This is a genomic window from Bifidobacterium sp. B4111 (assembly GCF_026537235.1).
Classification (GTDB): Bacteria; Actinomycetota; Actinomycetes; order Actinomycetales; family Bifidobacteriaceae; genus Bombiscardovia.
In genome coordinates this window covers 703,889-727,519 of the sequence record NZ_JAFNMO010000001.1, presented here as the reverse complement: position 1 = coordinate 727,519, position 23,631 = coordinate 703,889, and the positions used below count along the sequence as shown (strand labels likewise).

Genomic DNA, 23,631 nt, shown 5'->3' with positions numbered 1-23,631 from the left:
CTTCCCTATAAGAGGGAAACGGGCGATCTTACCGGAAGAGTCCGAAAGGAATTGACTTCAGGCCGCCTCCTGGCCTCCGTGCTCCAGGCTGGCCTTGACCAGGCCGGTGAAGAGAGGATGCGGCTTGGTGGGCCGGGACTTGAACTCCGGGTGGGCCTGGGTGCCCACATAGAAGGGGTGCTGGTCCTGGGAAAGCTCCACGAACTCGGTCAGCTGCCCGTCCGGGCTGGTGCCTGAGATGTGCAGGCCGGCCTTGTCCAGCCGCTCCTTGTAGGCCACGTTGACCTCATAGCGGTGGCGGTGGCGTTCTGAGATCTCAGTGGAGCCATAGAGCCGGGCTACCAGGGAGTCGGGCTTGAGCACTGCCGGGTAGGCGCCCAGCCGCATGGTGTGGCCCATGTCGCCATGGCCGGCCACGATTTCCTTCTGCTCCTCCATGGTGGCGATGACCGGGTTCTCGCAGTCAGGCTCGAACTCCGAGGAGTTGGCATCCTCCAGCTCCAGGACGTGACGGGCGAATTCGATGACCATGGACTGCAGACCCAGGCAGAGTCCCAAGGCGGGCAGGCCGGTCTCACGGGCGTAGCGCAAAGCGCCAATCTTGCCCTCGATGCCACGGATGCCGAAGCCTCCGGGAACCACGATGCCGTCAACGCCCTCCAGGGCCTTGCGGGCGCCATCCATGGTCTCGCAGGTGTCGGCTGCCACCAGCTTGACCTGGACCTGGGACCGATTGGCGAAGCCGCCGGCCTTCAGAGCTTCGATGACCGACAGGTAGGCGTCAGGCAGGTCGATGTACTTGCCCACGATGGCGACGGTCACCTTGGTACGGGGGTTGTGGACCCGGTCCAGCAGGTCCTCCCACTCGTTCCAGTCGACGTCGTGGAAGGGCAGCCCCAGCTTGCGCACCACGTAGGTATCCAGACCCTCCTTATAGAGGATCTTGGGCACGTCGTAGATGCTGGGCGCATCCACGCAGTTGACCACGCCCTCGGCATCCACGTCGCACATCAGGGAGATCTTGTCCTTGATGCCCTGGTTGAGCGGCCTGTCAGAGCGCAACACCAAGGCATCGGGGGCGATGCCCAGCTGGCGCAGGGCCATGACCGAGTGCTGGGTGGGCTTGGTCTTCAGCTCGTGGGCGGCTGCCACATAGGGCACCAGCGAGACATGAACGAACATGCAGTTGTCCGGACCGATGTCCCGACGAACCTCGCGAGCGGCCTCCATGAAGGGCTGTGACTCGATGTCGCCCACAGTCCCTCCGATCTCGGTGATGATTACATCCACATCGTCACTGGCCTGGGCCCGCATGCGGCTCTTGATTTCATTGGTCACATGGGGAATGACCTGGACGCACTGGCCCAGGTACTCCCCCGCCCGCTCTTTGCGCAGAACGGACTGGTAGATCTGGCCGGTAGTTACATTGGCCTTCTGGGAGAGGAAGACGTCGGTGAAACGCTCGTAATGGCCGATGTCCAGGTCGGTTTCGGCCCCATCCTCGGTCACATAGACCTCGCCGTGTTGGAAGGGGTTCATGGTCCCTGGATCGACGTTGATGTAGGGATCCAGCTTCTGTTGAAGAACGCGGATTCCACGGCTTCTCAGTAGACGACCCAGAGATGATGCGGTCAGTCCCTTGCCCAGCGAAGAGACCACGCCGCCGGTGACGAAAATGTGTTTGGTAATATGCCCTTGCGGATTTCCATGTTCTCTGACCATGGAACTTCAGCCTATCAGGCGGGAGCGACCAGAAACCGGCCAACACTCGAGGAGGACTGACTGATTCAAGGACGGCTCAAATGCAGGTGGTCGGCCAGGTAGCGGCCGGTCACCGAATCCGGGTTGCGAGCCACGGATTCCGGGTCCCCTTGGGCCACGATTCTTCCGCCTCGATCGCCGCCCCCCGGACCCATATCGACCACATAGTCGGCGTTGGCGATCATGTCCAGATCGTGTTCGATGAAGACCACCGTGGCCTCCTTGCTGACCAGGCGCTCCAGTACTCCGATCAGGACGCGCACATCCAAGGGATGCAGGCCTGTGGTGGGCTCATCGAGAACGAACATGGAGCCATTCTGCCTACGGCCCAACTCGTTGGACAGCTTCAGCCGCTGGGCCTCCCCTCCAGACAGGGAGGGGGTGTCCTCCCCCAGGGTCAGGTAGTCCAAGCCCAGGTCCTTCAATGTCTGCAAGCCTCGGCGGATGGCTGTGTACTCGCGGCCCTGTGCGAAGACCTCCAGGGCACGGCCCACCTCCATGGCTAGCAGATCGGGCAGACTCATCGGCTCCGCGTGGGCCGGCGTGGACAAACGGTAGTGCTCGGCCTCCGGACGGTATCGACGACCATGGCAGCTAGGGCAGGTGATGGGGATGTCAGGCAGGAACTGCACATCCAGGCTGATCTGCCCGGTCCCGTCACACTGGGGGCAGCGCAGGGATCCGGTGTTATAGGAGAATGCAGAGATGCCCAACTTGTCCTTTTTCGCCTGGTCAGTGGCCGCGAAGAGGCGACGCAGCCGGACCATCAGCCCCGAGTAAGTGGCCACCGTGGAGCGCACGTTGATGCCTATGGGCGAGGAGTCCACCAGCCGGACCCTGTCGATGCCCGCTGGTTCCAGGCTGTGTACATGCTTGGGCATGGGGTCGCCCTGAATGCGGGCCTGCAAAGCCGGGACCAGAGACTCCAGGATCATGGTTGTCTTTCCTGAGCCGGATACACCGGTCACTGCCGTCATGCACCCACGGGGAATGGCTAGAACGAGAGGGTGGACTGTGTGAATGGGTCCTGATTGCATACGGATCCACTCATTCTCTGCAGGCATGGGATGCCGGTCCCGTACCAGAACAGGCTCGCGTCCATCCAGAAAACCGGCAATACGCGAGTCCGGGTCTGCAGCGATCTGCTCAGGGGCTCCATGGGCCAAAATCCTGCCGCCGCGCTCCCCTGCTCCGGGACCCATTTCGATCAGATAGTCGGCTGATTGCAGAACCTTGACGTCGTGGTCGACGAAAACCACCGAATTGCCGTCGGCCAGCAGGTCGCGCATGACCCCTGTAAGCCCCTCCAGGTTGGCAGGATGCAGGCCGGTCGAGGGCTCGTCCAGCACATAGAGCACGCCAGTGGTCTCATTGCGCACAGCCCTGGCCAGCTGGGCCCGCTGCCGCTCCCCGGTAGACAGGGAGGCGCTGGAGCGGTCCAGGGTCAGGTAGCTCAGTCCCAACTGAATCAGTCGCCTGCCCATCTCATCCAGGGTCTTGCAGAGGGCCGACGCCATGGGCCGCATAGGTTCAGGCAGCGTGGGCGGCAGCTTCCGACCCCAGTCCAGCACCCGATCAAGAGGCCAGGAGGTGACCTCGGCTAGGTTGTCTCCGTTGATCTCGGGCAGACGCGCCCGCTGGTTGAGCCGGGTGCCCTTGCAGTCCGGGCAGGTCCGTTCGGTCAGGAACTTGGCCACCTTGGCCAGGCGCTTGTCGTCGTTGGCTCTCTTGAGCTCCTCGGTCACGGTCAGCCGTGCGTTGCGGAAGGTGAAGTCCAGCTCATGGACACCCTTGATTGAAGTAATGGTGATGTGCTTCTTCTCGGCTGGCCCCTCGAAGACGATCTTTCGTTCCCGATCGGTCAGATCCCGCCAGGGCACGTCGGTGCGGACTCCGAACTCGCGCACGATGTCGGGCTGGACGTTGAAGCCGAAGGTCCGCCATGGCACCACGGCCCCTTGGTCGATGGTCAGGCTGCCATCGGGAACCAGGGTGGCGTCGTCCACCTCGCGCACGGTCCCGGTCCCTTGGCAGGCAGGGCAGGCCCCCAGGGAGTTGAAGGCCAGCTCCTCGGCGCTGGGAGGCTCCACCTTTGCACCGCAAATAGGGCAGCTGATGGTCATCTCGGCTGCCACTGCCAGGGTGGGCTCCTGCCGATGGCCATTGGGGCAGACGTGGCTGGCCAGCCGGGAAAACATCAGCCTGAGCACGTTAAGCAGCTCGGTGGCGGTGCCGAAGGTGGAGCGCATGCCGCCCACGCCCGGGCGTTGACGCAGGGCCAATGCGGGGGGCAGGAAACGCACCGAGTCCACCTGAGGGCGCTGGGCCTGGGTCATCCGCCTCCTGGTGTAGGTGGACAGGGATTCCAGGTAGCGCCGTGAGCCCTCGGCATAGAGGACCCCCAGAGCCAGGGAGGACTTTCCGGAGCCCGAGACCCCGGCGATGCCCACCAGATGATTCAAAGGAACGTCGACATCCAGATCGCGCAGGTTGTGAACCCTGGCGCCGCGGACAAGGATGGCCTTGGGCGGTGCAGAGAGCTTCTTGCCGATCTCTCCGCTGTCTCTCATGCGCTCTCCTGCAGGTGAGCCACTGCCTCCAAGGCCAGCCGGTAGCCGTAGAAGCCCAGGCCGGTGATGGTGCCGGTGGCCACCGGCGAGATGACGCTGCGTCGGCGGAAGGCCTCCCGGGATGAAGGATTGGAAATATGAACCTCCATCAGTGGCAGCCCTGCCTGGGTGACCTGGACGGCGGCATCGGCAAGTCCATAGCTGTAGTGGGTAAAGGCCGCCGGGTTGAGTACCACCGCGCTGCCCTGGTCTACCGCCTGATGCATCCAACAGATGACCTGGCCCTCGTCGTCCGATTGCAGCACCTGAACATCCAGGCCCAGCTGCTGACCCCATTGTTCGCAGTCCCGGGTCAGTGTCTCCAGATCCTGACGACCGTAGACATCAGGGTCGCGCACACCCAGCCGACCCAGGTTGGGTCCGTTGACCACCAGAACCGTCTGCCTGCCCTTGTCGGCTTCCGCCATTTGTCATTCCTCCTTGCGTATGGCCTGGAAGGCCTCCTTGAGCGCCGAGACCGGCGGGTCGTCCAGGTGGGTGGGTTTGCCCAAACCATCAAGAATGATAAACCGCAACTTGTTGCCACGGGCCTTTTTGTCCCGATGCATAAGGGTCAGCACATGGTCGAAATCGCCACCATCCCACCAGGTTCTAAGGCCCAGGGAAGACAGAAGCTGCCGGTGGTAGTCGACCGCCTCCTGATCCAGATGGCCGGTGATCCTGGCCAACTCGGCCGCGAAGACCATGCCCACTGAGACGGCCTGACCATGCCGCCAGGTGAAGTGTTCGATCTTCTCGATGGCGTGGCCCAAGGTGTGGCCATAGTTGAGGAACTCCCGCAAGCCGGACTCTTTGAGATCCACTGAGACGTGCCGGGCCTTGACCTCCACGGTGCGTTCGATCAGATCCTGGACCACCGTGCCCAGCCACTGGTCAGACTCCTGTCCGTCGAAGGCTCGCAGGCAGTCAGCCCGCTCCTCCAGCTCACGCAGAATACCTCCGTCCATGATGAAACCGGACTTGGCCACTTCTCCCAGGCCCTCTACGAAGATCTCGTTGGGCAGGGTCCGCAGAGTCCGCAGATCAGCCAGGACGCCGGCAGGGGTGTAGAAGCTGCCGACCAGATTCTTGCCCTGCTCCATGTTGATGCCGGTCTTACCTCCGGTGGAGGCATCAACCATAGCCAGCAGGGAGGTGGGGCAGTTCACATAGCGGATGCCGCGCATCCAAGTAGCGGCGATAAACCCGGCCTGGTCTGTGGCCGCTCCCCCTCCCAATCCCACAACCGCGTCGGAACGGGTGAAGCCCTCGGTGGCCAAGCGCTCCCAGATACCCTGGCTGACCTGGATGGTCTTGCCTGCCTCCGCGTCCGGAATGGTCAAATCCACCACCTGATACCCGGCCTGGCGAAGCAGGGCCCGGGCATGGTCGGAATGACGCTGGACCGGCTGGGTGTGAATCAGGGCCACCCTCATGGTCTGGTCGCCAAGCAGCTCATGCAGTCGCACGGTCACCCCGGTGCCGATCCTCACATCATAGGGATAGGGACCGCTGACGTGAACCACCCGCTCAGTCAAGGCATCGGCTAGCCGTCGGGCTAGGGCCCAGGGGGTGGTGTTCCTGGATTTGAGGGTGATGGTAGCCAGCCCCTGGTAGACGCTGCGACGCTCACGATAGAGAGCCATCCAGCGCTCCGATGCGCCGCCGCGAAGAAGGGGACGACGATCCGAGTGAGCCGCTCGGCTGATCCCCTCCTCAGGGTCGATCTGCAGGTAGACCACAGCACCGCCAGCCCGCCGATAGTCCTGCAGCGCCTGGAAGACCTCGATGCTCATGGGAGCACCGCCTCCCAGGGACAGGATGCCGCTGGGAAAATCCTTCAAGAGGCCCAGGACCGTCCTGGTCTCCATACCGCGGAAGACCTGCTCGCCCTGGCTGTCGAAGATCTCGCTGACCGACAGACCTGCTTCTTCCTCGACGCATTGGTCCGTATCCCGGAAGGGCACCTTGATCAGGGCGGCCGTCTCCCTGCCCAGACGGGTCTTGCCCGCACCGGGCATGCCGATGACGACGGCCTTGGGCATGCTGCTGCTTTCAATCATGCAAGACCGCCCCCTACCGCAGATGCTCGGGCCAGGACTGGAGGTAGGCCTGGGCGTTGCGCCGAACCTCCTCGAGCGAGTCGCCGCCGAACTTCTCCAAGGCGAATCGTGCCAGCGTCAGGTTCATCATGGCTTCGCCGATCACTGCGGCGGCAGGCACTGCAGTCACGTCGGAACGCTGATGGATAGCCTGGGCAGGCTGGCCGGTGGCCACATCCACCGTCCGCAGGGCTCGGGGCACCGAAGAGATAGGCTTCATGGCGGCCCTCACCCTGATGGGCTGGCCGTTGGATGTGCCACCCTCCAGGCCGCCCGCGTGGTTGCTGAGTCTGCGGATGGTGCCGTCAGGACCGGGCTCCATCTCGTCATGGGCCTGTGATCCGGGGCGATCAGCCTCGCTGAATCCATCACCGATCTCCACGCCCTTGATGGCCTGAATGCCCATGAAGGCGCTGGCCAAGGCCGCATCCAGACGCCGGTCGTCCTCCACATAAGTGCCCAGTCCTGCAGGCACGCCATAAGCGATGACCTCGAAGACCCCACCGGCGGTGTCGCCGTCCTTCTTGATCTGGTCGATCCTGGCCACCATCCGCTTCTCAGCGTCCTTGTCCAAGGTCCTGACCGGAGAGGCATCCAGGGCGGGTCCGTCTTCAGGGCCGGGCGTGGCCTCATGCCCCTCCAGCCCGACCCCGGCTATGGAGATGACGTGGGAAACGGTCCGTATGCCCAGGGCCTGCTGCAGGAAGTCGGCAGCCACCGATCCTAAGGCCACCCTGGAGGCGGTCTCCCTGGCAGATGAGCGCTCAAGGACTGGACGCGCATCCGTAAACCCGTACTTGCGCATGCCAGTCAGATCGGCATGGCCTGGCCTGGGCCTGGTCAGAGGGGCGTTGCGACCGGTCGCCGGGGGCTCCTGATCGGCAGGCAGCTCGTCCACGCTCATGATCCGCTCCCACTTGAGCCACTCCGTGTTGCCGATCTCGACGGCCACTGGTGAACCGAGCGTCCGTCCATGTCTGACTCCGGTCAGCAGTCGCACCTTGTCCTGCTCAAATCCCATCCTGGCCCCACGGCCATAGCCCAGCCGACGACGGGCCAAGGCCGATTCGATATCCTTGGTGGACACGGCGACACCGGCGGGCAGACCCTCCATCATGGCCACCAAGGCCTCTCCGTGGGATTCCCCTGCCGTCTGCCAGCGCAACATATTCAAGCTCCTCGTTTGTTCCTCGTTTGCCAGGTTAGGGCTACGTATGATTATCTTAGAAGATGGTCTACCTCATCCCAGCGCCGGGACTGCTGACCGCCCTCCTCCTGGCCCTGATAGACATCCGCTCCCGGCGAGTCCCACGTCTTCTGGTGCTCTTCGGGCTGGTGCTGCAGACCGTGACCCTGCTGGTCTTTTCCCTGATCAAGGGCCGTCCGACGCTACTGGCGCAGTGCCTGCTGCTGACTCTGGCATGTGCGGGACTTCAGCTCCTGCTGGCCCTAATCCGACCCGGCGCTCTGGGACTGGGCGACGTGACGGCTACAGGTCTGGTCGCCCTGAGCCTGTCTGTCCTGGGATGGACGACCATTCTGGTCTGGTGGCTGATGATGGGCCTGCTGGGGCTGGTTTCCCTGGCTCTGGTCTGGTTGGCTCGTCGCCGCAGGTCGGCCAGAACGAACAACCCTCTCTCGCTGGCCTATGTCCCGGTCATCCTCGCAGCAGCGGCAGTGGCCCTGGCCATTGATGCCATCTAGAGCCGGCAAGCGCCTGACCGGGGTTGGGATCCTCAAATTCCAAGAAAATGGTGCTAATTGTTCTGCTCGTTGTGCTTTGATTCCCAGGCCTTGTATTCCTTGACATCTCGGTTGAACTGATCCTGGTTGTCGCTGAACCTGGTCTCCCCCGTGTCCATGTTGACGGTCACGAAATAGAGCCAGTTGCCCGACTCCGGGTGCATGGCCGCCTGGATGGCCTCGTCTCCCGGGCTGCCGATGGGGCCTGGAGGCAGGCCCTGGTGGACCCTGGTGTTGTAGGGGTCGTCGGCGTTCTGCAGCATGGCATCGGTCAGCTTCAAGGCCGAGACGTTGTTGGAGTAGGCCACCGTGCTGTCCATGCCCAAGGGCATTCCCTTGGCCAAGCGGTTGTCGATGACCCTTGCCACCTTGCCGTAGTATTCCGATTTGTTGACCTCGGCTTCGGTAATCGAGGCTGTATTCAGGATGGTCTGCCGTTCCTGACCTCCGGGTACGCCCAGCTGATCCAGATGCTCAATACGCTTGGAGACCAGGTTGGTCAGGATGGCCTTGGCCGACCCGGCCTTGCGCACATCGTACTCCCCGGGCTGCAGCCAACCTTCAAAGCCTCCCTGGGCCTCCTGGGGCAGAATCCCATCCCCCTTGGCTTGAACCAAGGCATCGAATTCGCTCTGCGGCACCCCAGAGAGCTGAGCGGCCCTGGCAATCACATCACGTACCCGCTCGCCGGCCCTTACCTGTAGGAAGCCTCCGGCCTTGTTCCGGTCAGTCAGAATGGTCACGACATCGGAGGCTTTCATCCGCAGACGCAGATCGAAGGTGCCGGGCACCAGCCTGGACTCGGATTGGGCGCTGGTGATGGCGTGCAAAAAGGCCTCCGTGGACTTGACCACTCCAGCCTTGACCAAGTTGGCACCGACCTGATCAGCCCCCTGGCCGCTCTCGACCGTGAACTCCACCGGCGCTCCACCAGGGCCGGGATAATCAGGGGCGACTTCCTTGGTGGCTACGATCCTGGGAGTTCCATGGCGTAGCCCGCCCACCAGAATCACCACGCAGGAGGCAGCAACCACCACGGCCAAAGCGATGAGGAGAACCATAATCCGCTGACGGCGCTTGTGCCTTTCACGCCGACGGCGCATCTCACGACGTGAACGAGGAGGACGCGGCGGCATGATGGAAACCGGTGCCTGCCCATCGGCAACCCACTGGACCTTGTCCTGGAAGAATTCCTGCATGTCGTCGGCCAATTACCACTCCTTGTCGACACGTTGGTCATCCAGGGCCGACTGTAGCAGTACAACAGCGGACTGCTGATCGACCATAGGACGATGTTTTCGCCCGTCAACACGGGCATCGTATAGCTGACGATGGGCGCTGACGGTCGTCAATCGTTCGTCTAGCAATACTACACTGGGCAGCTGATCGGGGGCGATGCCAGCATCCTGAGCGGCCTTCTGCAGACGTCCAGTCAGGGCGCGCACCCAACGGACCGCCTTTTTAGCGCTGCGACCAGCCTGGCCGCTCAGGAGCAGGGGGTAACCGACTACGACCCTGGACACGCATTTATTAATGATCAGGTCTTCCACCTGGTCCAAGGTCTGGAAGTAATCGCCCTGAACCCTGATGTTGCCAACGGGGAAGGCCAGGGTCAGCTCAGGGTCCGACAGGGCCAGACCCACCCTGGCTTCGCCAAGATCCACCCCCAGCCACGCGCCTGTCTGTAATCGCACGGGAGGCTCAGCCCTCTCGGACCTGATCGCTTAGGGCTTTCAAGGCCCGATCAATGGCTGAAGCATCCTGGCCACCACCCTGGGCGAAGTCAGGCTTGCCACCACCGCCGCCTCCCAGGACCTTGGATGCCGTCCTGACCAGGTCGCCGGCCCTAAGACCGCGGTCACGTGCAGCCTGATTGGTTGCTACAAAGATGACAGGCTTCTCATCCTCGCTGACACCGGCCAAAGCAACCACAACCGGGTATTCATCGCCCATGCGGGCCCGCAGGTCGGTTACCGTCTTGCGCAGAGCATCGACCGAGCCAAAATGCGCCATATTCCGAGAGGCGATCTTGACCTCGCCTGGGGCGTGCAGAGCATGGTTGGCCAGCTCTGGCACAGCCTGGGACATCTGCTGCTCATAGGTTGCTGCCAGTCGGCGATCGGACTCCTTGAGCTTGGCCAGCAGGGCAGAGATCCTGGACTCAAGCTCGTCAGGGCGGGCGTTGAGCTTGTCTGAGAGCTGCGAGACCAGGGCGTGCTCACGGGCGTTGTACTCGTATGCCCCCTGACCCACTACGGCATCAACACGACGAACGCCGGTGCCCACCGAGGCCTCGGACATGATGGAGACCGCGCCGATCTTGCCCACATGGTCCACATGGGTTCCCCCGCAGAGCTCACGACTCCAGCCGTCCTCGCCAATGGAGACCACACGGACCACGTCGCCATACTTCTCCCCGAACAGGTGCATGGCGCCCAGGGCGATGGCATCGTCGTACTTCATCTCCTGCGTGGTCACGGCCAGGTTGTCTCGCAGGCGGTCGTTGACGCGGGATTCCACCGCATCCATGGCCTGGCGGCTGGGGGCCTGCGACCACTGGAAGTCGAAACGCAGCCTGTTGGGCGCATCCTCAGAACCGCGCTGCGTGGCTTGGGGACCCAGTTCCTCTCGCAAGGCCTTGTGGACCATGTGCGTTGCGGTGTGTGAGCGGGCGATGGCGCCGCGCCGGTTCCGGTCGATGGTGGCCGTGACCTTGGCCTGCAGGGTCAGCGTCCCTTCGGTCAGCCGACAACGGTGGATGGTCAACCCCTTGATGGGCTTCTGCACGTCGTCCACTTCAAGGACGGCCCCATCGTCGGCCAGTATCTCACCCTGATCGGCTAGCTGACCGCCGGCCTCGGCATAGAAGGGCGAGCGGTCCAGAATCACCTCAACCTGGGCAGGTGCCTTGACAGCCGGAACCGCTCCCTTGCCCTCCTGGATGATGCCCAGGACGGTTGACCGGCTGGAAAAGTCAGTGTAGCCCAGGAAGACCTGAGGCTCGGCCAGACTCTTGCGCATATCGTCGTAGACGCTCAGGTCCACGTTGTGCCGCTTCTTCATAGCATCGGCGCGAGCCCTGGACTTCTGCTCGTTCATGAGCTTCCGGAACTCGTCCTGATCGACCTTGACTCCCTGTTCGGCAGCCATCTCCAGGGTCAGCTCGATGGGGAACCCATAAGTGTCGTGCAGAGTGAAGGCATCCTTGCCGGACACCTCAGGTTCGCCCTTCCCGCTTTTGGCCTTGTTGACGGCAGTATCCAGAAGGGTGGTTCCCTTGTCCAAGGTCCGGCGGAAGGACAGCTCCTCGCCATAGGCCGATTCGGACACATCAGAGAAGGTGTCGTTCAGCTCCGGATAGCTGGGGGCCATGGCCTCCTTGGAGACTGGGAAGAGCTGGGGCAGAACCTCCTGGTCCACGCCCAGCATCTTCATGGAGCGGATGGTCCGGCGCAGCAGACGACGCAGCACGTAGCCACGACCGACGTTGCTGGGGCGGACTCCGTCGCTCATGATCATCAGGGCCGAGCGGACATGGTCGGCCACCACACGGAAGCGCACGTCATCCTGGGCGTCGTCGCCGTAGTGCCGACCAGACAGGCTCTCGGCCGCCTGGATGACAGGGTAGACCTCGTCGGTCTCATAGATGTTCTGCTTGCCCTGAAGCAGGTAGGCCAGACGCTCCAGTCCGGCACCGGTGTCGATGTTCTTGTGCTCCAGCTCGCCCACGATGTGCAGGTCGGTCTTGGATCGGACATTGTCCACCTCGTAGTTTTCGAAGACCAGATCCCAGATCTCGATGTATCGGTTCTCGTCTGCCGAGGGGCCGCCCTCCTTGCCATAGGCAGGGCCGCGATCCACGTAGATCTCGGAGCACGGTCCGCCGGGGCCGGGGCCGCCGGTTGTCCAGAAGTTGTCCTCCATGCCCAGGATTTCCATGTGCTCTGGGTCGAAACCCTCGTTCTTCCACAGTGAACGAGCCTCGTCATCGTCGGTGTAGGTGGTGACCCAGATCGTTTCGGGGTCGAAGCCGTAGCCGCCCTGGTCCTGGGGCTTGGTCAGCAGATCCCAGGCATAGTGGATGGCCTCCTCCTTGAAGTAGTCGCCGAAGGAAAAGTTGCCCAGCATCTGGAAGAAGGTGCCGTGACGGGTGGTCTTACCCACCTCATCAATGTCCAGGGTACGCACGCACTTCTGATTGCTGGCCATGCGGTTCTTGGGCGGGGTCTGCTCCCCCAGCAGGTAGGGGATGAAGGGAACCATGCCGGCGATGGTGAAGAGCGTGGTGGGATTGGGCGAGATCAAGGAGGCGGAGGGAACCACCAGATGATCCTTGCCCTGGAAATAATCGAGGAAACGCTTGGCGATTTCCGATGTGCGCATGCTGCTTCTGCTCCTTCAGACCCGGCAAACACCGAGGGGATTACGGGTTGTCTAAATGACTCGGTTATACGGGGTGCGAGCAGGTCGCCCTCACTCCGGACTCTTAGCTGAATATGGTGATTTTATACCGGCCAGGCGCGTCTGCCTTGGCCTGTCCGCCCCGGGCTCAGCCCTGGAAACGGTCCAGATAGCGTCGGCCCAGCTCGTCCTGCCGCTGGTGCATTGTCTGGGTGAACTGGCGCACCAGACCGGACAGGGTCCGTGAGGCTACCTGGTCCTGGTCCTCACCCAGCACGAATTCCCTCGCACGCTTCGGGGTATTGGCCCTCACATAGGCCTCTGCCTTGGTCACCAGGACCACGCCTGCCGTGACGCCCAGCCCCATCCAGAAGATCCGTTTGAACATCAGCGGGTCCTCCCCTCGTTCCCTTGACCGTCATTGGTCTTTTTTGCTGTGGAGGGATTGGATTCGGCGTTGTCGCGACTACCTGAAAGGAATGACGAGATCGTCTTGCGCAGGGCATAGAGGAAGGCTGCCACTTTGATGACCGGCTTGCCCAGCATTGATCCATACAGATCGGTCAGGGCGCCGACGTTGCCTGCCGTGGTCGAGGCCGCTGCGGAGATGCGATTGATGTCGGTCAGGGTCTGGTTGAGCTGAGTGACCGTGCTGGCGGACTCGTCCAGGGTGGGCACCACATGGTCGCCCGCCTGCTTGATGGTCTGCGCCAACTGGTCGAAGAGCTTCCCCAGACGAATCAGGGGATAGATTAGAAACCCCGCCAGGATAGCGAAAGCAATGGCCGCTATCAGGCCGGCAATCTCTCCTACGCCCATCTGCTACCTCTCTTCCATTGGTACGATACTGGGGACAACGCTAGCACGCACCGTCTATCAGACTAGGCCACGACCGGCCGGTTGAAGCCGATTCAGCGGTTGAAGGACTGAACCTGCAGGGCGCGCTCAAAGGGGGCTTCCGTATCAAAGTCGAATATTGTGACGCTTCCGTTGCTCGGGCGGCAGCTGGTGTCGTAACGACCGCCGCCGAAGCGGTTGACCAGACTGAGCAGGGTGTTGCCGTGCGAGATCAGCAGGACGCGGTCGCCATCTTTCAGATGCGGATCGGCTGCAATCAGGGCGAATCCGCCGGCAATGCGCGTCCAGTACTCGCTGTCGGACTCCGCATCGCCAAAGGGGTCGGCCTCCTTGAGGAAGTCCCTGGTGGCGGCCAGACCGAACTGGTCCACAATCTGCTGGTAGGTTCCTGCTCCATGTGGCGCGCCTGCAGCCCACCAGGCCAAGGCCATGTCCTGCCCCTCGAAATAGCCATAGAACTGCTCGCGGAAGTGACTGTCGCTGACCGGCTCAGGCTTGTTCTCCGACTGGTTCTGGTCCAGGATTCTGCGGACTGTCTCCTGGGCGCGTGTAGTGTCCGAGCAGTAGGCGGCCGCAAAGCTCACTTTGCTCAATCTTTGGCCCGCACGATCAGCATCCTCGAGCCCCGATGAGGTCAAGGGCGAGTTGGACCAGCCCTGGAGACGGTTGTAACGGTTGAAATAAGTCTGTCCATGGCGGACAGCATACAGATGGAGCAACATGACCCCATTATCCCACGCGAATCCCAACAGGGGCGGCAGAACCTGACATGCAAAGAGCCCCGGACGAACCGGGGCCCCGAGATTTTTCGCGGTCAGCGAGCGTAGAACTCGACCACATACTGAATGTTGACCTGAACCGGGATCTCCTCCGGTTCAGGCTTGCGGACCAGGGTGGCCTTCAGGGAGGCCAGGTCCACGTCCAGGTAGCCGGGGACTGCAGGCAGCACGTCCCTATGGACGCCTTCTGCGGCGATCTGGAAGGGTACCATGGTCTGGCTCTTGGGCTTGACCTGAATGGTCTGACCGGGCTTGACCCTGTAGGAAGGACGGTCCACGATGTTGCCGTCGACCAGGATATGGCGGTGGACCACGTACTGACGAGCCTGGGCCGTGGTGCGTGCGATGCCGGCGCGCAGGACCAGGTTGTCCAGGCGGCACTCCAGCTCGCGAAGCATGGCTGCACCGGTCTGGCCGGACTCGTGGGTGCCCCGCTCGTAGGCGGCACGCAGCTGCTTCTCGGAGACGCCGTACTGGGCGCGCAGCCTCTGCTTCTCGCGCAGACGGACAGCGTAGTCGGACTCGGTGCGACGGCGGCTGCGGCCGTGTTCGCCTGGGCCATAGGGGCGCTTTTCGAACAGGCGCTGGGCCTTGGGGGTCAGGGCGATGCCCAGAGCGCGGGACAGGCGGACCTGGCGACGCGCACGCTGAATGTTAGTCATTGATGCAATCCTTACTTGCTTCTGTCGTTATCTGAACGAAGACGGCCGAAACCGTCGAGTCAGGCCTCTCCAATGCTTCACCGTGCCAAGCACGAACGACCTTGCGGCCGCCGACCCATTGATGGGCTGAGACTCCAGATAGATTTGCGCACAAATGCGCAAACCAAGTGTTCATTAAACCACATGTGCCCGACCTGGGGCAAAGAGTATGTTGTGATATATTCATACCAACGGTCGGTATGATATCGAGTCATGACAAGCAGACTCCCCCAACCAACCGACGATGACCTATCGTCATCGACCTGAAAGGAAGACGCCTATGGCCCGCAATGCTCACCCTGAACTGACGCAAGAGCGAATCATCAAAGCCGCTACCGAGCTCTTCACCCGCCAAGGCTACGACAAAACCAGCATGCAGGACATCATCAATGCAACAGGAGGCTTGAGCAAGGGAGCTGTTTACCATCACTACCAGTCCAAGGAAGACCTCTTCGACGCTGTGGCCAATAGATTGATGAACACTGTGAGCGAGACGACCAGCAAGGCCCATGCCCGGTCGAAGCAAGACACGGCTTTGAAGCAGCTGCAGTCGCTCTTCTCTCCCGAGCGGGCGCGAAAGAGGCTGGAGGCCGCGGATCTGATGTTCCGCGAATTCAACCCAAAGGCCAATCCTAAGATGATCGGCATGGAATTCACCGCCTTGGTGGATGAGCGGGACGACTTTGTCGACCTGATCAAGCAGGGCAACCAGGACGGTTCAATGCATGTGGACCACGTCGAACAAACTGCAGAGATCTTCCGCCTGCTGGCTAATATGTGGCTCCTTCCCTTCTTTCGTAGGGGAACACAGGCGGAACTGCGCACCAGAGCCGCTTGCTTTTTCTCTATCCTGCAGGGCCTGGGCATCCCCCTGGAGGGCCAAGGGTTCTCCGACCTGCTGGCCTCCTTCGGCACCGATGCCAAAGGGGGCGGCAATGAAAAGACCGAAGGCGAGGGGAGCATATGAACCCGCTCGCTCACAACCAAACCTCAGGCAAAGGGTTGCTGGCACCGCCGTTCATTGCTCTTCTGACGACTGAGATTCTCTCCAATCTAGGGGCAGACATGCTTGGTCTTCGCCCTTCCCCTTCATCTGCTCAACATCTCAGGATCGGCATCCCTCTATGGCATGGCATCCGCTCTGGCCGTCCTTCCATCCATACTCCTGACCCCCCTGGGCGGAGCTCTGGCTGACCGACTGCACAAGCAGTCCACCATGGCAGTGCTGGACATTCTGTCGGCATTGACCGCCTTCTTGTACATTCTGATCGGCCACAAAATCGACCCCGTTTTTTTGACCGTGGCCTGCATGATGCTGGTCAACGCCTATAGGGCCTGTTACAGCCCAACGGTGCAAGCAGCCCTTCACTGCCTGGTAGACAGAAAAGACCTGACCCGTGCATCAGCCCTGGTTTCCCAGGCGATCTCCCTCGTAGGAATGATCGGACCAGTGTTGGCCGGCATGGTCATGGGATTCTTCGGAATCATGCAAGCGGTCGGGATTGCCGCCTTGGTCTGTCTTATTTCTGCTGTCTGGATCAGGATCGCCGTCAGTATTCCCGAACCAGCACAGGGCTCCTCCCAAGGCCCAAGAGCACTGGTGAGCCATCTGGCCGCGGATGCCAAAGCGGCTGCACAATTTCTGGTCAGGCATGGCAACCTCAAAGTGGTCATAGGACTCAGCCTGGCGGCCAACTTGATCTTTGCCTCCTACATCAACGTGGCCCTGCCCTATATGGTCACTCGCACGCTGGGCCTGAGCAATGCCATGCAGGGGCTGGCCGAAGGAATACTGGCCTGCGGAAGCCTGCTTGGAGCCGTCTTGGTGTCCATCCGTCCAGCCTGGTTCAATCTGCAACGAATACCCATGCTGCTCTCGGCCAGCGCCCTGGTTCTCCTGCCCATTGCAGCAGGACTGCTTCTGCATTCGCCTACTCATGTCCTCTTCGCACTGGTAACCGGATGCATAGCTCTGGCAGCGGGAATAGTGCAGACGGTCAGCATCACTTCCCTGTCCTATGAGCAGATTCATACCCCTGCAAGGCTGATAGGCAAGGTGATAGGGCTGACCAATAGTCTATGCATGTGTGCGATTCCGCTGGGACAAGCCGCCTTCGGCCCGCTGATCGACCACTGCCCCATGACCCTGATCATCACTGGAGTGGTCATGGTGACACTGCTGACATGTCTGATCGCCAGGCTGGCCATGAAACCGGACGAATGACTGGCATGGCGTATGCCCTTTGAATGCCGCGCCAGCGCTTTTCGTCATTGACGGTCAAAGGTCCATCGCTTAAAGGCTGACAGGTCTTACTTTGCTGAAGGCACTGTCTTGCAAATCTTCCGAGTGAAGGCCTTGCGGCGTCCAGGCGTATCAACCTTCGAGTCGATGCGGCCCAGAATGCTGGCCCCAGTAAATTTGATACCGCAGAATTTTAGGATGGAATACTTCCATCGGGTCACGGTGGAACCATGCATCTTGGAGACGAAGGCCGGCCCATGGCTGCTGCTGATGATTTGCGCCGTCTTGCCCTTGAGCAGTCCCTCCGATTTGAGACTGCTCCCGTACCGGTAGGCAAATTGTGGCGTGAGTACCCTATCCAACCAGCCCTTGAGGATGGCTGGTTCACCTGCCCACCAAATGGGGAAGACAAAGACCAGATGATCGGCTCGGGCAACCATGCTTTGATAACGCTTAGGTGCTGATTCGTCCTCCATGTGCTTGGCATAGCCGTAACGAAGCACCGGGTCGAAGTCTTCTTGGCTGAGGTCGATCATCTCGACCGCGTGACCCTTACGCCGGGCAGTTAGTGCGTAAGCCTGGGCGTTGGCATGGCTAAAACTACCTTCATAGGGTGATCCTTGAATAACAAGTATGTTCATGTCATCTACTTCTTCAGTTGTACTGCATTTGGCTTTGGCGCTATCTAAAACTTCAGCTGGCTCTATTATTCAATAATAATTTTATATTCGGTAACTTACCGCGAGCAAAACCGTCGACAGATTGGACAGCGATGGGTCTGGCCTGAAGATTATATGAATGCAGGTAAGCTACCCGATCATACTAGGATCGGAGCCAGCAGGAGCGACCAGGGTGGCCCGGGTGCGTGTCAGGCGGGAGACCATGAGACCAACGCAGGAATAGGCCAGTGCGAACAAGGCAACCACAGTAAGCGGAAGACCCCAGGAGGCCAAATCTGCCGCACTTGCATCCACTATTGATTGGACAGCGGTGTTGTACCACCAGCCCGGAGTCAGTTTACCGATGGTCTGCATGACCGGAGGCAGGCTGCCGCCGGTACTTGACCCGGAGGTGAACATAACCACCAGGCCGAAGATGACGCCTACAGAGTTTATGAGCGAAGAGGAAGGATTGAACTGAGCAAGCATGAATCCGAAGGATGCCGCCGATACCGCGAATATCAGCATGGCGACAAAGCTCAGCAGCACCCTCCCCCAGCCCAGTGAAGCCAAGGACACCCCAGAAGCCGCCATACTGAAGGCAACGAGTGCCACATAGTAGGCCCAGGAGATGCCTGCCAGGATGAGGGCTGCCGTGAGCTCCTGTCCATTCAGACTGCTTGATCGCATTGGGGAGGCAAGCAGGCGCCGACGTCGGTCAGGAGAGCTGAACGCGGCGAAGAGCGTGGCGACGCTGACCGTCAGCGCTGTCATCAAGGGAAAGGCAGCCAGGCCAACTGTCGTAGCGAAGCCTTCCGACAGTGCTCTATTGTCGCCCTTTGGGCTGGCATGGATGCCCACATGTGGCTGGTTGTCGGCATAGTGGGCCACTGCATAGGCGGCCGCATCCTTGAACACTGCCGACGAATGCAGCTCCATCGAGCCGTTTTGTCCTCGACCTGCAAGCACAGCAAAACGAAGAGCATCAAAATAGCTGTCCACCTGCAGTTGTGCCAGACTGCCACGGCTGGAATTATAGGAGGCCGCCGTTTCAACTTTCGGAAAACCAAGCGTCTTACCGCCGCTGGGAGCTTGGGCAGCAGTGTCTTCAAGCGCCTCAAGGAAGCGTTGCCCATATCCGGCTGGGATGATAATGGTCAAATCGCTTTTGCCGGATACATTTGCGTCCTGCAAAGCCTGTGGCCTATCTTCGACTGTCACCAGCTGGGCCGACTTGCCCAGATACTGCTCCAGACCCCGGCCCAGCTCGCAACCGACCTGGTCACCGCAATCCCTGTTGATGACGGCTACCTTCGCACGTGCGGGTTCGAAGCGCCCAACCGAGCTTGAGGCATTGGCACGCACCGCGGCCTGCATATTCGTGGAACCGATGACAATCATGATCAGGCTCATGCCCACCAGATACAGGAGGAGGTAGAACTTATGCGCCCAGATGACGCGCAGTGCTGTTTTACAAGTATTCATACCGTTGTTTCCTTAGGAGCAGACCACAGGCAGCCAGGAAGATGGCGGCCATAATGACCAGGATGCCGCAGGTGCGGGCGAAGGGTGCCAGGCTGTCGTAGTAGACGATGTCGTAGAAAAGGTTGGAGACCTGCTTGACGGGGTTGATCAGGTGCAGGACCGGAGCGCGTTCCTGTATGGCATTGTTGAGGTCCATAGCCAAGCTGCCATAGAGGCCGATAAAGGCACTCAGGGTGCAGTCGATGCCGACGACCAAACCAACCTTCGTTTCGATGGGGAGTTTGGGAATCGCACCCATCATAGAGCCGAAAGCGGTAGCCATAAAGGTGCCCACGGCGATGGCTATGAGTGCTATCGGGTCACGACCGCCGATTTGCACGCCGCAGACTGTTCGGACGAAGATATAGGCGACTAGGAGGCTGACTGCGGAGAAGAGCCAGGAGGCCAGAAAGGCACCCGCTGCCTGCCGCCACTTGGGGCTGGGAGAACTGGCCCGTCGGGCTCCCAAGGCTGAAAGGTTGGGCTGAGTCCTGGCAATCATCTCAGCTGCGGTGCTGGCACCGATAAGACAGGCCATAGCGAGCACAGCGAAGAAGTAGGGCGCGGTCATCGAAGGGTGGATGTGCGTCAGGCGGATTTGCTTGGTGTAGGTCTGTCCGCCGGATCGCACCAGAATTTGAGTACTCGGTGAGGATTTGGTAGACCTTGCGGATTTTGCTTGGTTGAAGCTGCCCAGCGAAGCGGAGAGAATGGAGACCGCTATGCCTTCGGAAGCGGTTGAATCGGATTGGATGCTGGCTGCTTCACGGTCGCACAGGACCATGTTGACCAGACCGTCAGAGCCCGCGTACAGGTATCCGATGTCTTTCCGGCTATCCAGACGCGTGTCTGCTTCGGCCTTGGTAGCCACCGTCGTCGGGATAAGCAGCTGAGTGTCGTCGGACCCAGCCTTGGGTTTCTTCGATAGTGAGGAAACCAGCTCGTCAGCACCTGGGCTGGCTTTCCAGTTGCTGTCCGAGACTATGGCGAAATGCTGTGCCTCGGCAGTGTAGCCGTCTTGCAGGTTGCCCATGATGCCCAGCATCAGAGCGGCCAGAATGACCGGAAAGGCCAGGACCCAGAAAAGGGAGGAGGTGTTGCGTATCGAGGTCTTGACGTTGATCAGGAATGAGTTCCACATAGATATGTGCTCCTTACGGCAATTGAGCCTATGGACCGCGCTCAGTCACGCAGTTCCTTGCCGGTCAGCTCCAGGAAAACGTCGTTGAGGGATGGCGGACGGCTGGTCAGGTGGCCGTAGCTGGTCTGGGTGGATTCCAGGACCGTCAACACGTCCTGCAGGTTGTGCTCGCCCTGGCGGCAGCGGATGACCAGCTCCTTGCCGTCATAGTCGACAGATTGAGCCAGAGGCAGGGCGCGGATTTTGGCCAGTGTGGACTCCTGCAGGTCCAGAGTCTCGACGGTGACCTGCTCACCGGCCTGGACCATGCCCTTGAGTTCCTCAGCCGCGCCTAGGGCAATCTGACGGCCATGGTCCATAATCATGATCCGCGTACAGATCTGCTCCACCTCCTCCATGTAATGACTGGTGTAAACCACGGTGGCCCCCTGGTCGTTCAGCCGTTCGATGCCCTCCAGGATGGCGTTTCGGCTCTGGGGATCAACGGCGACGGTGGGCTCATCGAAAAAGATGAGGTCGGGCTGGTGGGCGATGCCACAGGCGATGTTGAGCCTGCGCAGCAGGCCGCCCGACAGTTTGCCCGGGCGGAACTTGCGGAAATCGCCCAGCCCCACGAAGTCGATGGCCTGCTCGACCAGGTCCTTGCGGTCGGCCTTCTTGGGCACGTAGAGGGAGCAGAAATAGTCGATGTTCTCCTGAACGCTCAGTTCATTGAAGACGGCCACATTCTGTGGAACCACGCCGATATGACTTTTGAGATCGTAGGAGGTCGGGGTCATCTCCTGCCCGAATATGCGAACCGTTCCCGATTCAAAGCTGAGCAAGGCCAGGATGCAGTTGATGGCAGTTGACTTGCCTGAACCGTTAGGGCCGAGCAGTCCGAATACCTCGCCACGACCGACTTCCATGTCGAAGTGGTCCAAGGCCACCGTGTCACCGTAGCGCTTCACCAATGCGCTGACCTTCAAGGCCGGCTCTTGCTCATGTGAACTGTTCATGATTCCATCATCCCAGCTGCAGCTGGCCCAACACCGTGACAGTTGTCATCAAAATTGTAAATGCTCGAATCAGATTAATGACATCTGTCATGGGTGCTCCCGCCTGTGGATCGGCGCAGGAACGGGTAGTCCGCCAATTACTATTTAGGACAATAGAGCAACAGGGCGAGGAGACATTCATGGGCAGGATAGCTGGCTGGCTGGCCCTGGTTGGTCTGGGGGCCTTATGCGGATCATGGTATGGTTCAGGGGTTTCAGCAACCCTGATCGCTGGCCTCTTGGCCTCGGTAGCAGTAGGAGCCCTGTGTGAATGGACGTTGCCAGCGCCAGGTTCCATGTTGGGTGGTGCCCTGGTGTCGCTTTTGGCAACATTCATACCAGTCTGGCTTTTCTTTTTGCCAGCGCTGGCTTTCGAGGCGGGAGTTGGACTCGGAGCCATAGTCCCGACTGCCGGATCAGTCGGCATGAAAGACTCCCTGGCCAAGGACTCAAGGCTGCTCTTGGACTTGTTGCCGGCATTCTTCTGGCTGATACCTGCCATCACTGACCTCATACTGTTCAGAGGCTTCACCCAGCGCTATGCGCTGCTGACTTTGTTGACATCAGCACTGGCGCAAGGCGGCGGTCTGGCATGTGCGCGCTTGGCGGAGGCTAAGGAGCGTGTATGGCAGATTGAAGACACCGAGCGCTACCAGATTCGCCAACTGCGCGGCCGCATCAACGACCTGGACGAGGAGAGGGCCCAGGCGACCCGGATGGCACACTTATCCGAGCGGACCCGAATCGCCCGAGACATTCACGACAATGTGGGACACCAGCTCACCCGTGCCATCGTGCAGATCCAGGCTGGCTGCGTGGTGGCTCAAAGCAAGGGTGATCAGAGTGCCGAGCAGCTACTGGACAGTGTCGGCAAGACCTTGGACGAGGCCATGACCACAATTCGTCGTTCCGTGCATGACTTGGAGGATGAGGGCACTGACTTCGCATCCCAGATGCAGGAAGCCAGCTCCGAAGCTTCGACGGGGCAGCTGCAGGTCGATCTGAACAATGGCATTGAGGCAGCGCCTGCACCAGTGTGCCGTTGCTTGGCCACCATTGTTCGCGAGGCCCTTACCAATACGGTCCGCCATTCTTCAGCCAAGTCAGCGCAGGTTATCCTGCGCGACCTCCCAGCCTTCTGGCAGATGGTGGTGCAGGACGACGGCGGGATTCAGCAATCGCAGCCTGACAGCTCGCACTTAAAGAAGCCAGAGCTCCATCGCGGCATGGGGTTGGCCGATATGGAGGCCAGGGCCAGGGCCTTGGGCGGCACGGCCAACAGCGGCCCCAACCAGCAAGGATGGAAGGTCTTCGTATCCTTGCCTAAGGAGCCTTGGTTCGACCACACCCCAGCCGAGCATGAAGAGGGTAGGAAGGTAATGGCATGAAAGTCGCTATCGCTGATGATGATCCGATCGTCTGCTCATCCCTGTCAACGATTTTGACGGCAACCGGTACTGCAGATGTGCTCTGGACTGCCGGTGACGGCCAGTCAGCCCTCGAGAGTTTTCAGGCAGCTGGAGGAAAGCCAGACGTTCTGTTGCTTGATGTGCAGATGCCTGGCATGGATGGTCTGGAGGCGGCGGAACGCATCATCGCCATGGATTCGGCTGCCCGTGTGCTCTTTCTAACCACCTTTGCAGACAAGGAATATATTTCACGCGCCCTGGCCTTGGGCGCCAAGGGGTATGTGATCAAGCAGGACGTGGCTTCAGTGGTGCCGGCTCTGCAAGCCGTCATGGCGGGACAGACGGTTCTTGGAGCTGAGGCCGTGGCTAATCTGTCACTAGGCAATAAGGACAAACAGTCGCAAAAGAATCCGGCTGAGCCTGTTCCCCGGCGCTTCCAAACACTGACCGACCGCGAACGCGAAATCGTCGCTCTGGTGGCCGGCGGCCTCGACAACCAAGCCATCGCCAGGCGGCTCTGCCTCAGCGAGGGCACTGTCCGCAATCACATCTCAGCCATCCTGGCCAAGACCAACCTGGCCAACCGCACCCAGTTAGCCGTGGAATGGCTGTCCTCGCAAGAGTCATGAGTGTATAGTTTCGGCGGTCTCGTCCCTGGACAGGCT

21 protein-coding genes are annotated in these 23,631 nt (G+C 60.7%); 5 read left to right on the top strand and 16 right to left on the bottom strand.

The annotated features are described in order from the left end of the window. Window positions 1-57: 57 nt before the first annotated feature. The 5 genes from J3T93_RS03355 to aroC form a co-directional block, all read right to left on the bottom strand. Window positions 58-1,722, bottom strand: coding sequence for a CTP synthase (locus J3T93_RS03355; protein WP_220235899.1), 1,665 nt, complete (start codon window positions 1,720-1,722; stop codon window positions 58-60). 65 nt (window positions 1,723-1,787) lie between these two features. After that, window positions 1,788-4,331: an excinuclease ABC subunit UvrA gene (locus tag J3T93_RS03350; RefSeq protein WP_267430498.1), complete on the bottom strand. Its 2,544-nt coding sequence runs from the start codon at window positions 4,329-4,331 to the stop codon at window positions 1,788-1,790. Then, window positions 4,328-4,798: a type II 3-dehydroquinate dehydratase gene (aroQ, locus tag J3T93_RS03345; RefSeq protein ID WP_220235901.1), complete on the bottom strand. Its 471-nt coding sequence runs from the start codon at window positions 4,796-4,798 to the stop codon at window positions 4,328-4,330. Before aroQ ends, J3T93_RS03350 begins: the two co-directional genes overlap by 4 nt. A 3-nt stretch (window positions 4,799-4,801) precedes the next feature. Next, the gene (locus J3T93_RS03340; RefSeq protein WP_267430497.1) at window positions 4,802-6,433 is read right to left on the bottom strand and encodes a bifunctional shikimate kinase/3-dehydroquinate synthase; all 1,632 of its coding nucleotides are present in this window, start codon (window positions 6,431-6,433) and stop codon (window positions 4,802-4,804) included. Between the two features lie 13 nt (window positions 6,434-6,446). Further along, on the bottom strand, window positions 6,447-7,640 hold the full coding sequence (gene aroC / locus J3T93_RS03335) for a chorismate synthase (RefSeq protein ID WP_220235903.1): 1,194 nt from the start codon (window positions 7,638-7,640) through the stop codon (window positions 6,447-6,449). A 62-nt stretch (window positions 7,641-7,702) separates the two neighbouring features. On the opposite strand from aroC, the gene J3T93_RS03330 reads away from it, so the two are divergent. Then, a complete protein-coding gene (locus J3T93_RS03330) occupies window positions 7,703-8,176 on the top strand; it encodes a prepilin peptidase (protein WP_267399873.1) in 474 nt (157 codons plus the stop codon). Window positions 8,177-8,229: 53 nt separating this feature from the next. On the opposite strand, the gene mltG is transcribed toward J3T93_RS03330, so the two are convergent. From mltG to rpsD, 7 genes are all read right to left on the bottom strand, one after another. After that, window positions 8,230-9,426 carry an endolytic transglycosylase MltG gene (gene mltG / locus J3T93_RS03325; protein ID WP_267399872.1) on the bottom strand — a complete coding sequence of 399 codons (1,197 nt, stop codon included), beginning with the start codon at window positions 9,424-9,426 and terminating at the stop codon, window positions 8,230-8,232. Beyond that, entirely contained in the window at window positions 9,427-9,909 is a 483-nt protein-coding gene (gene ruvX / locus J3T93_RS03320; protein ID WP_267430496.1) for a Holliday junction resolvase RuvX, read from the bottom strand. 7 nt (window positions 9,910-9,916) lie between these two features. Beyond that, window positions 9,917-12,598, bottom strand: a complete 2,682-nt coding sequence (gene alaS, locus J3T93_RS03315; protein ID WP_267430495.1) for an alanine--tRNA ligase — start codon at window positions 12,596-12,598, stop codon at window positions 9,917-9,919. Between the two features lie 166 nt (window positions 12,599-12,764). Then, entirely contained in the window at window positions 12,765-13,004 is a 240-nt protein-coding gene (locus tag J3T93_RS03310; protein WP_267399869.1) for a hypothetical protein, read from the bottom strand. Next, on the bottom strand, window positions 13,004-13,435 hold the full coding sequence (locus J3T93_RS03305) for a DUF948 domain-containing protein (protein ID WP_267399868.1): 432 nt from the start codon (window positions 13,433-13,435) through the stop codon (window positions 13,004-13,006). Before J3T93_RS03305 ends, J3T93_RS03310 begins: the two co-directional genes overlap by 1 nt. 92 nt (window positions 13,436-13,527) lie before the next feature. After that, window positions 13,528-14,196, bottom strand: a complete 669-nt coding sequence (locus J3T93_RS03300; RefSeq protein WP_267399867.1) for a histidine phosphatase family protein — start codon at window positions 14,194-14,196, stop codon at window positions 13,528-13,530. 92 nt (window positions 14,197-14,288) lie between these two features. Beyond that, window positions 14,289-14,915, bottom strand: coding sequence for a 30S ribosomal protein S4 (gene rpsD, locus J3T93_RS03295; RefSeq protein ID WP_220235909.1), 627 nt, complete (start codon window positions 14,913-14,915; stop codon window positions 14,289-14,291). 319 nt (window positions 14,916-15,234) lie between these two features. Here rpsD and J3T93_RS03290 point away from each other — a divergent pair, with 319 nt between their 5' ends. Together J3T93_RS03290 and J3T93_RS03285 are read left to right on the top strand one after the other, a co-directional pair. Then, a complete protein-coding gene (locus tag J3T93_RS03290) occupies window positions 15,235-15,921 on the top strand; it encodes a TetR/AcrR family transcriptional regulator (RefSeq protein ID WP_267399862.1) in 687 nt (228 codons plus the stop codon). 102 nt (window positions 15,922-16,023) lie between these two features. Continuing rightward, a complete protein-coding gene (locus tag J3T93_RS03285; RefSeq protein ID WP_267430494.1) occupies window positions 16,024-17,178 on the top strand; it encodes an MFS transporter in 1,155 nt (384 codons plus the stop codon). A gap of 86 nt (window positions 17,179-17,264) precedes the next feature. Here J3T93_RS03285 and J3T93_RS03280 read toward each other — a convergent pair whose 3' ends face one another. The 4 genes from J3T93_RS03280 to J3T93_RS03265 all read right to left on the bottom strand — a co-directional run bounded on the left by J3T93_RS03280 (window position 17,265) and on the right by J3T93_RS03265 (window position 21,518). After that, complete coding sequence (locus J3T93_RS03280; protein ID WP_267399859.1) at window positions 17,265-17,837, bottom strand: NAD(P)H-dependent oxidoreductase; 573 nt, start codon at window positions 17,835-17,837, stop codon at window positions 17,265-17,267. 168 nt (window positions 17,838-18,005) lie between these two features. After that, window positions 18,006-19,340, bottom strand: coding sequence for an ABC transporter permease (locus J3T93_RS03275; RefSeq protein ID WP_267399858.1), 1,335 nt, complete (start codon window positions 19,338-19,340; stop codon window positions 18,006-18,008). Continuing rightward, complete coding sequence (locus J3T93_RS03270; RefSeq protein ID WP_267399857.1) at window positions 19,327-20,520, bottom strand: ABC transporter permease; 1,194 nt, start codon at window positions 20,518-20,520, stop codon at window positions 19,327-19,329. The genes J3T93_RS03275 and J3T93_RS03270 overlap by 14 nt, the downstream gene beginning before the upstream one ends. A gap of 41 nt (window positions 20,521-20,561) precedes the next feature. Then, window positions 20,562-21,518 (bottom strand): ABC transporter ATP-binding protein, encoded by a 957-nt coding sequence (locus J3T93_RS03265; RefSeq protein WP_220235915.1) that lies wholly within the window; start codon window positions 21,516-21,518, stop codon window positions 20,562-20,564. A 179-nt stretch (window positions 21,519-21,697) separates the two neighbouring features. Here J3T93_RS03265 and J3T93_RS03260 point away from each other — a divergent pair, with 179 nt between their 5' ends. Both J3T93_RS03260 and J3T93_RS03255 read left to right on the top strand, forming a co-directional pair. Then, window positions 21,698-22,945, top strand: a complete 1,248-nt coding sequence (locus J3T93_RS03260) for a sensor histidine kinase (protein ID WP_267399855.1) — start codon at window positions 21,698-21,700, stop codon at window positions 22,943-22,945. Then, on the top strand, window positions 22,942-23,595 hold the full coding sequence (locus tag J3T93_RS03255; RefSeq protein ID WP_267399854.1) for a response regulator transcription factor: 654 nt from the start codon (window positions 22,942-22,944) through the stop codon (window positions 23,593-23,595). The genes J3T93_RS03260 and J3T93_RS03255 overlap by 4 nt, the downstream gene beginning before the upstream one ends. Window positions 23,596-23,631: the final 36 nt, after the last annotated feature.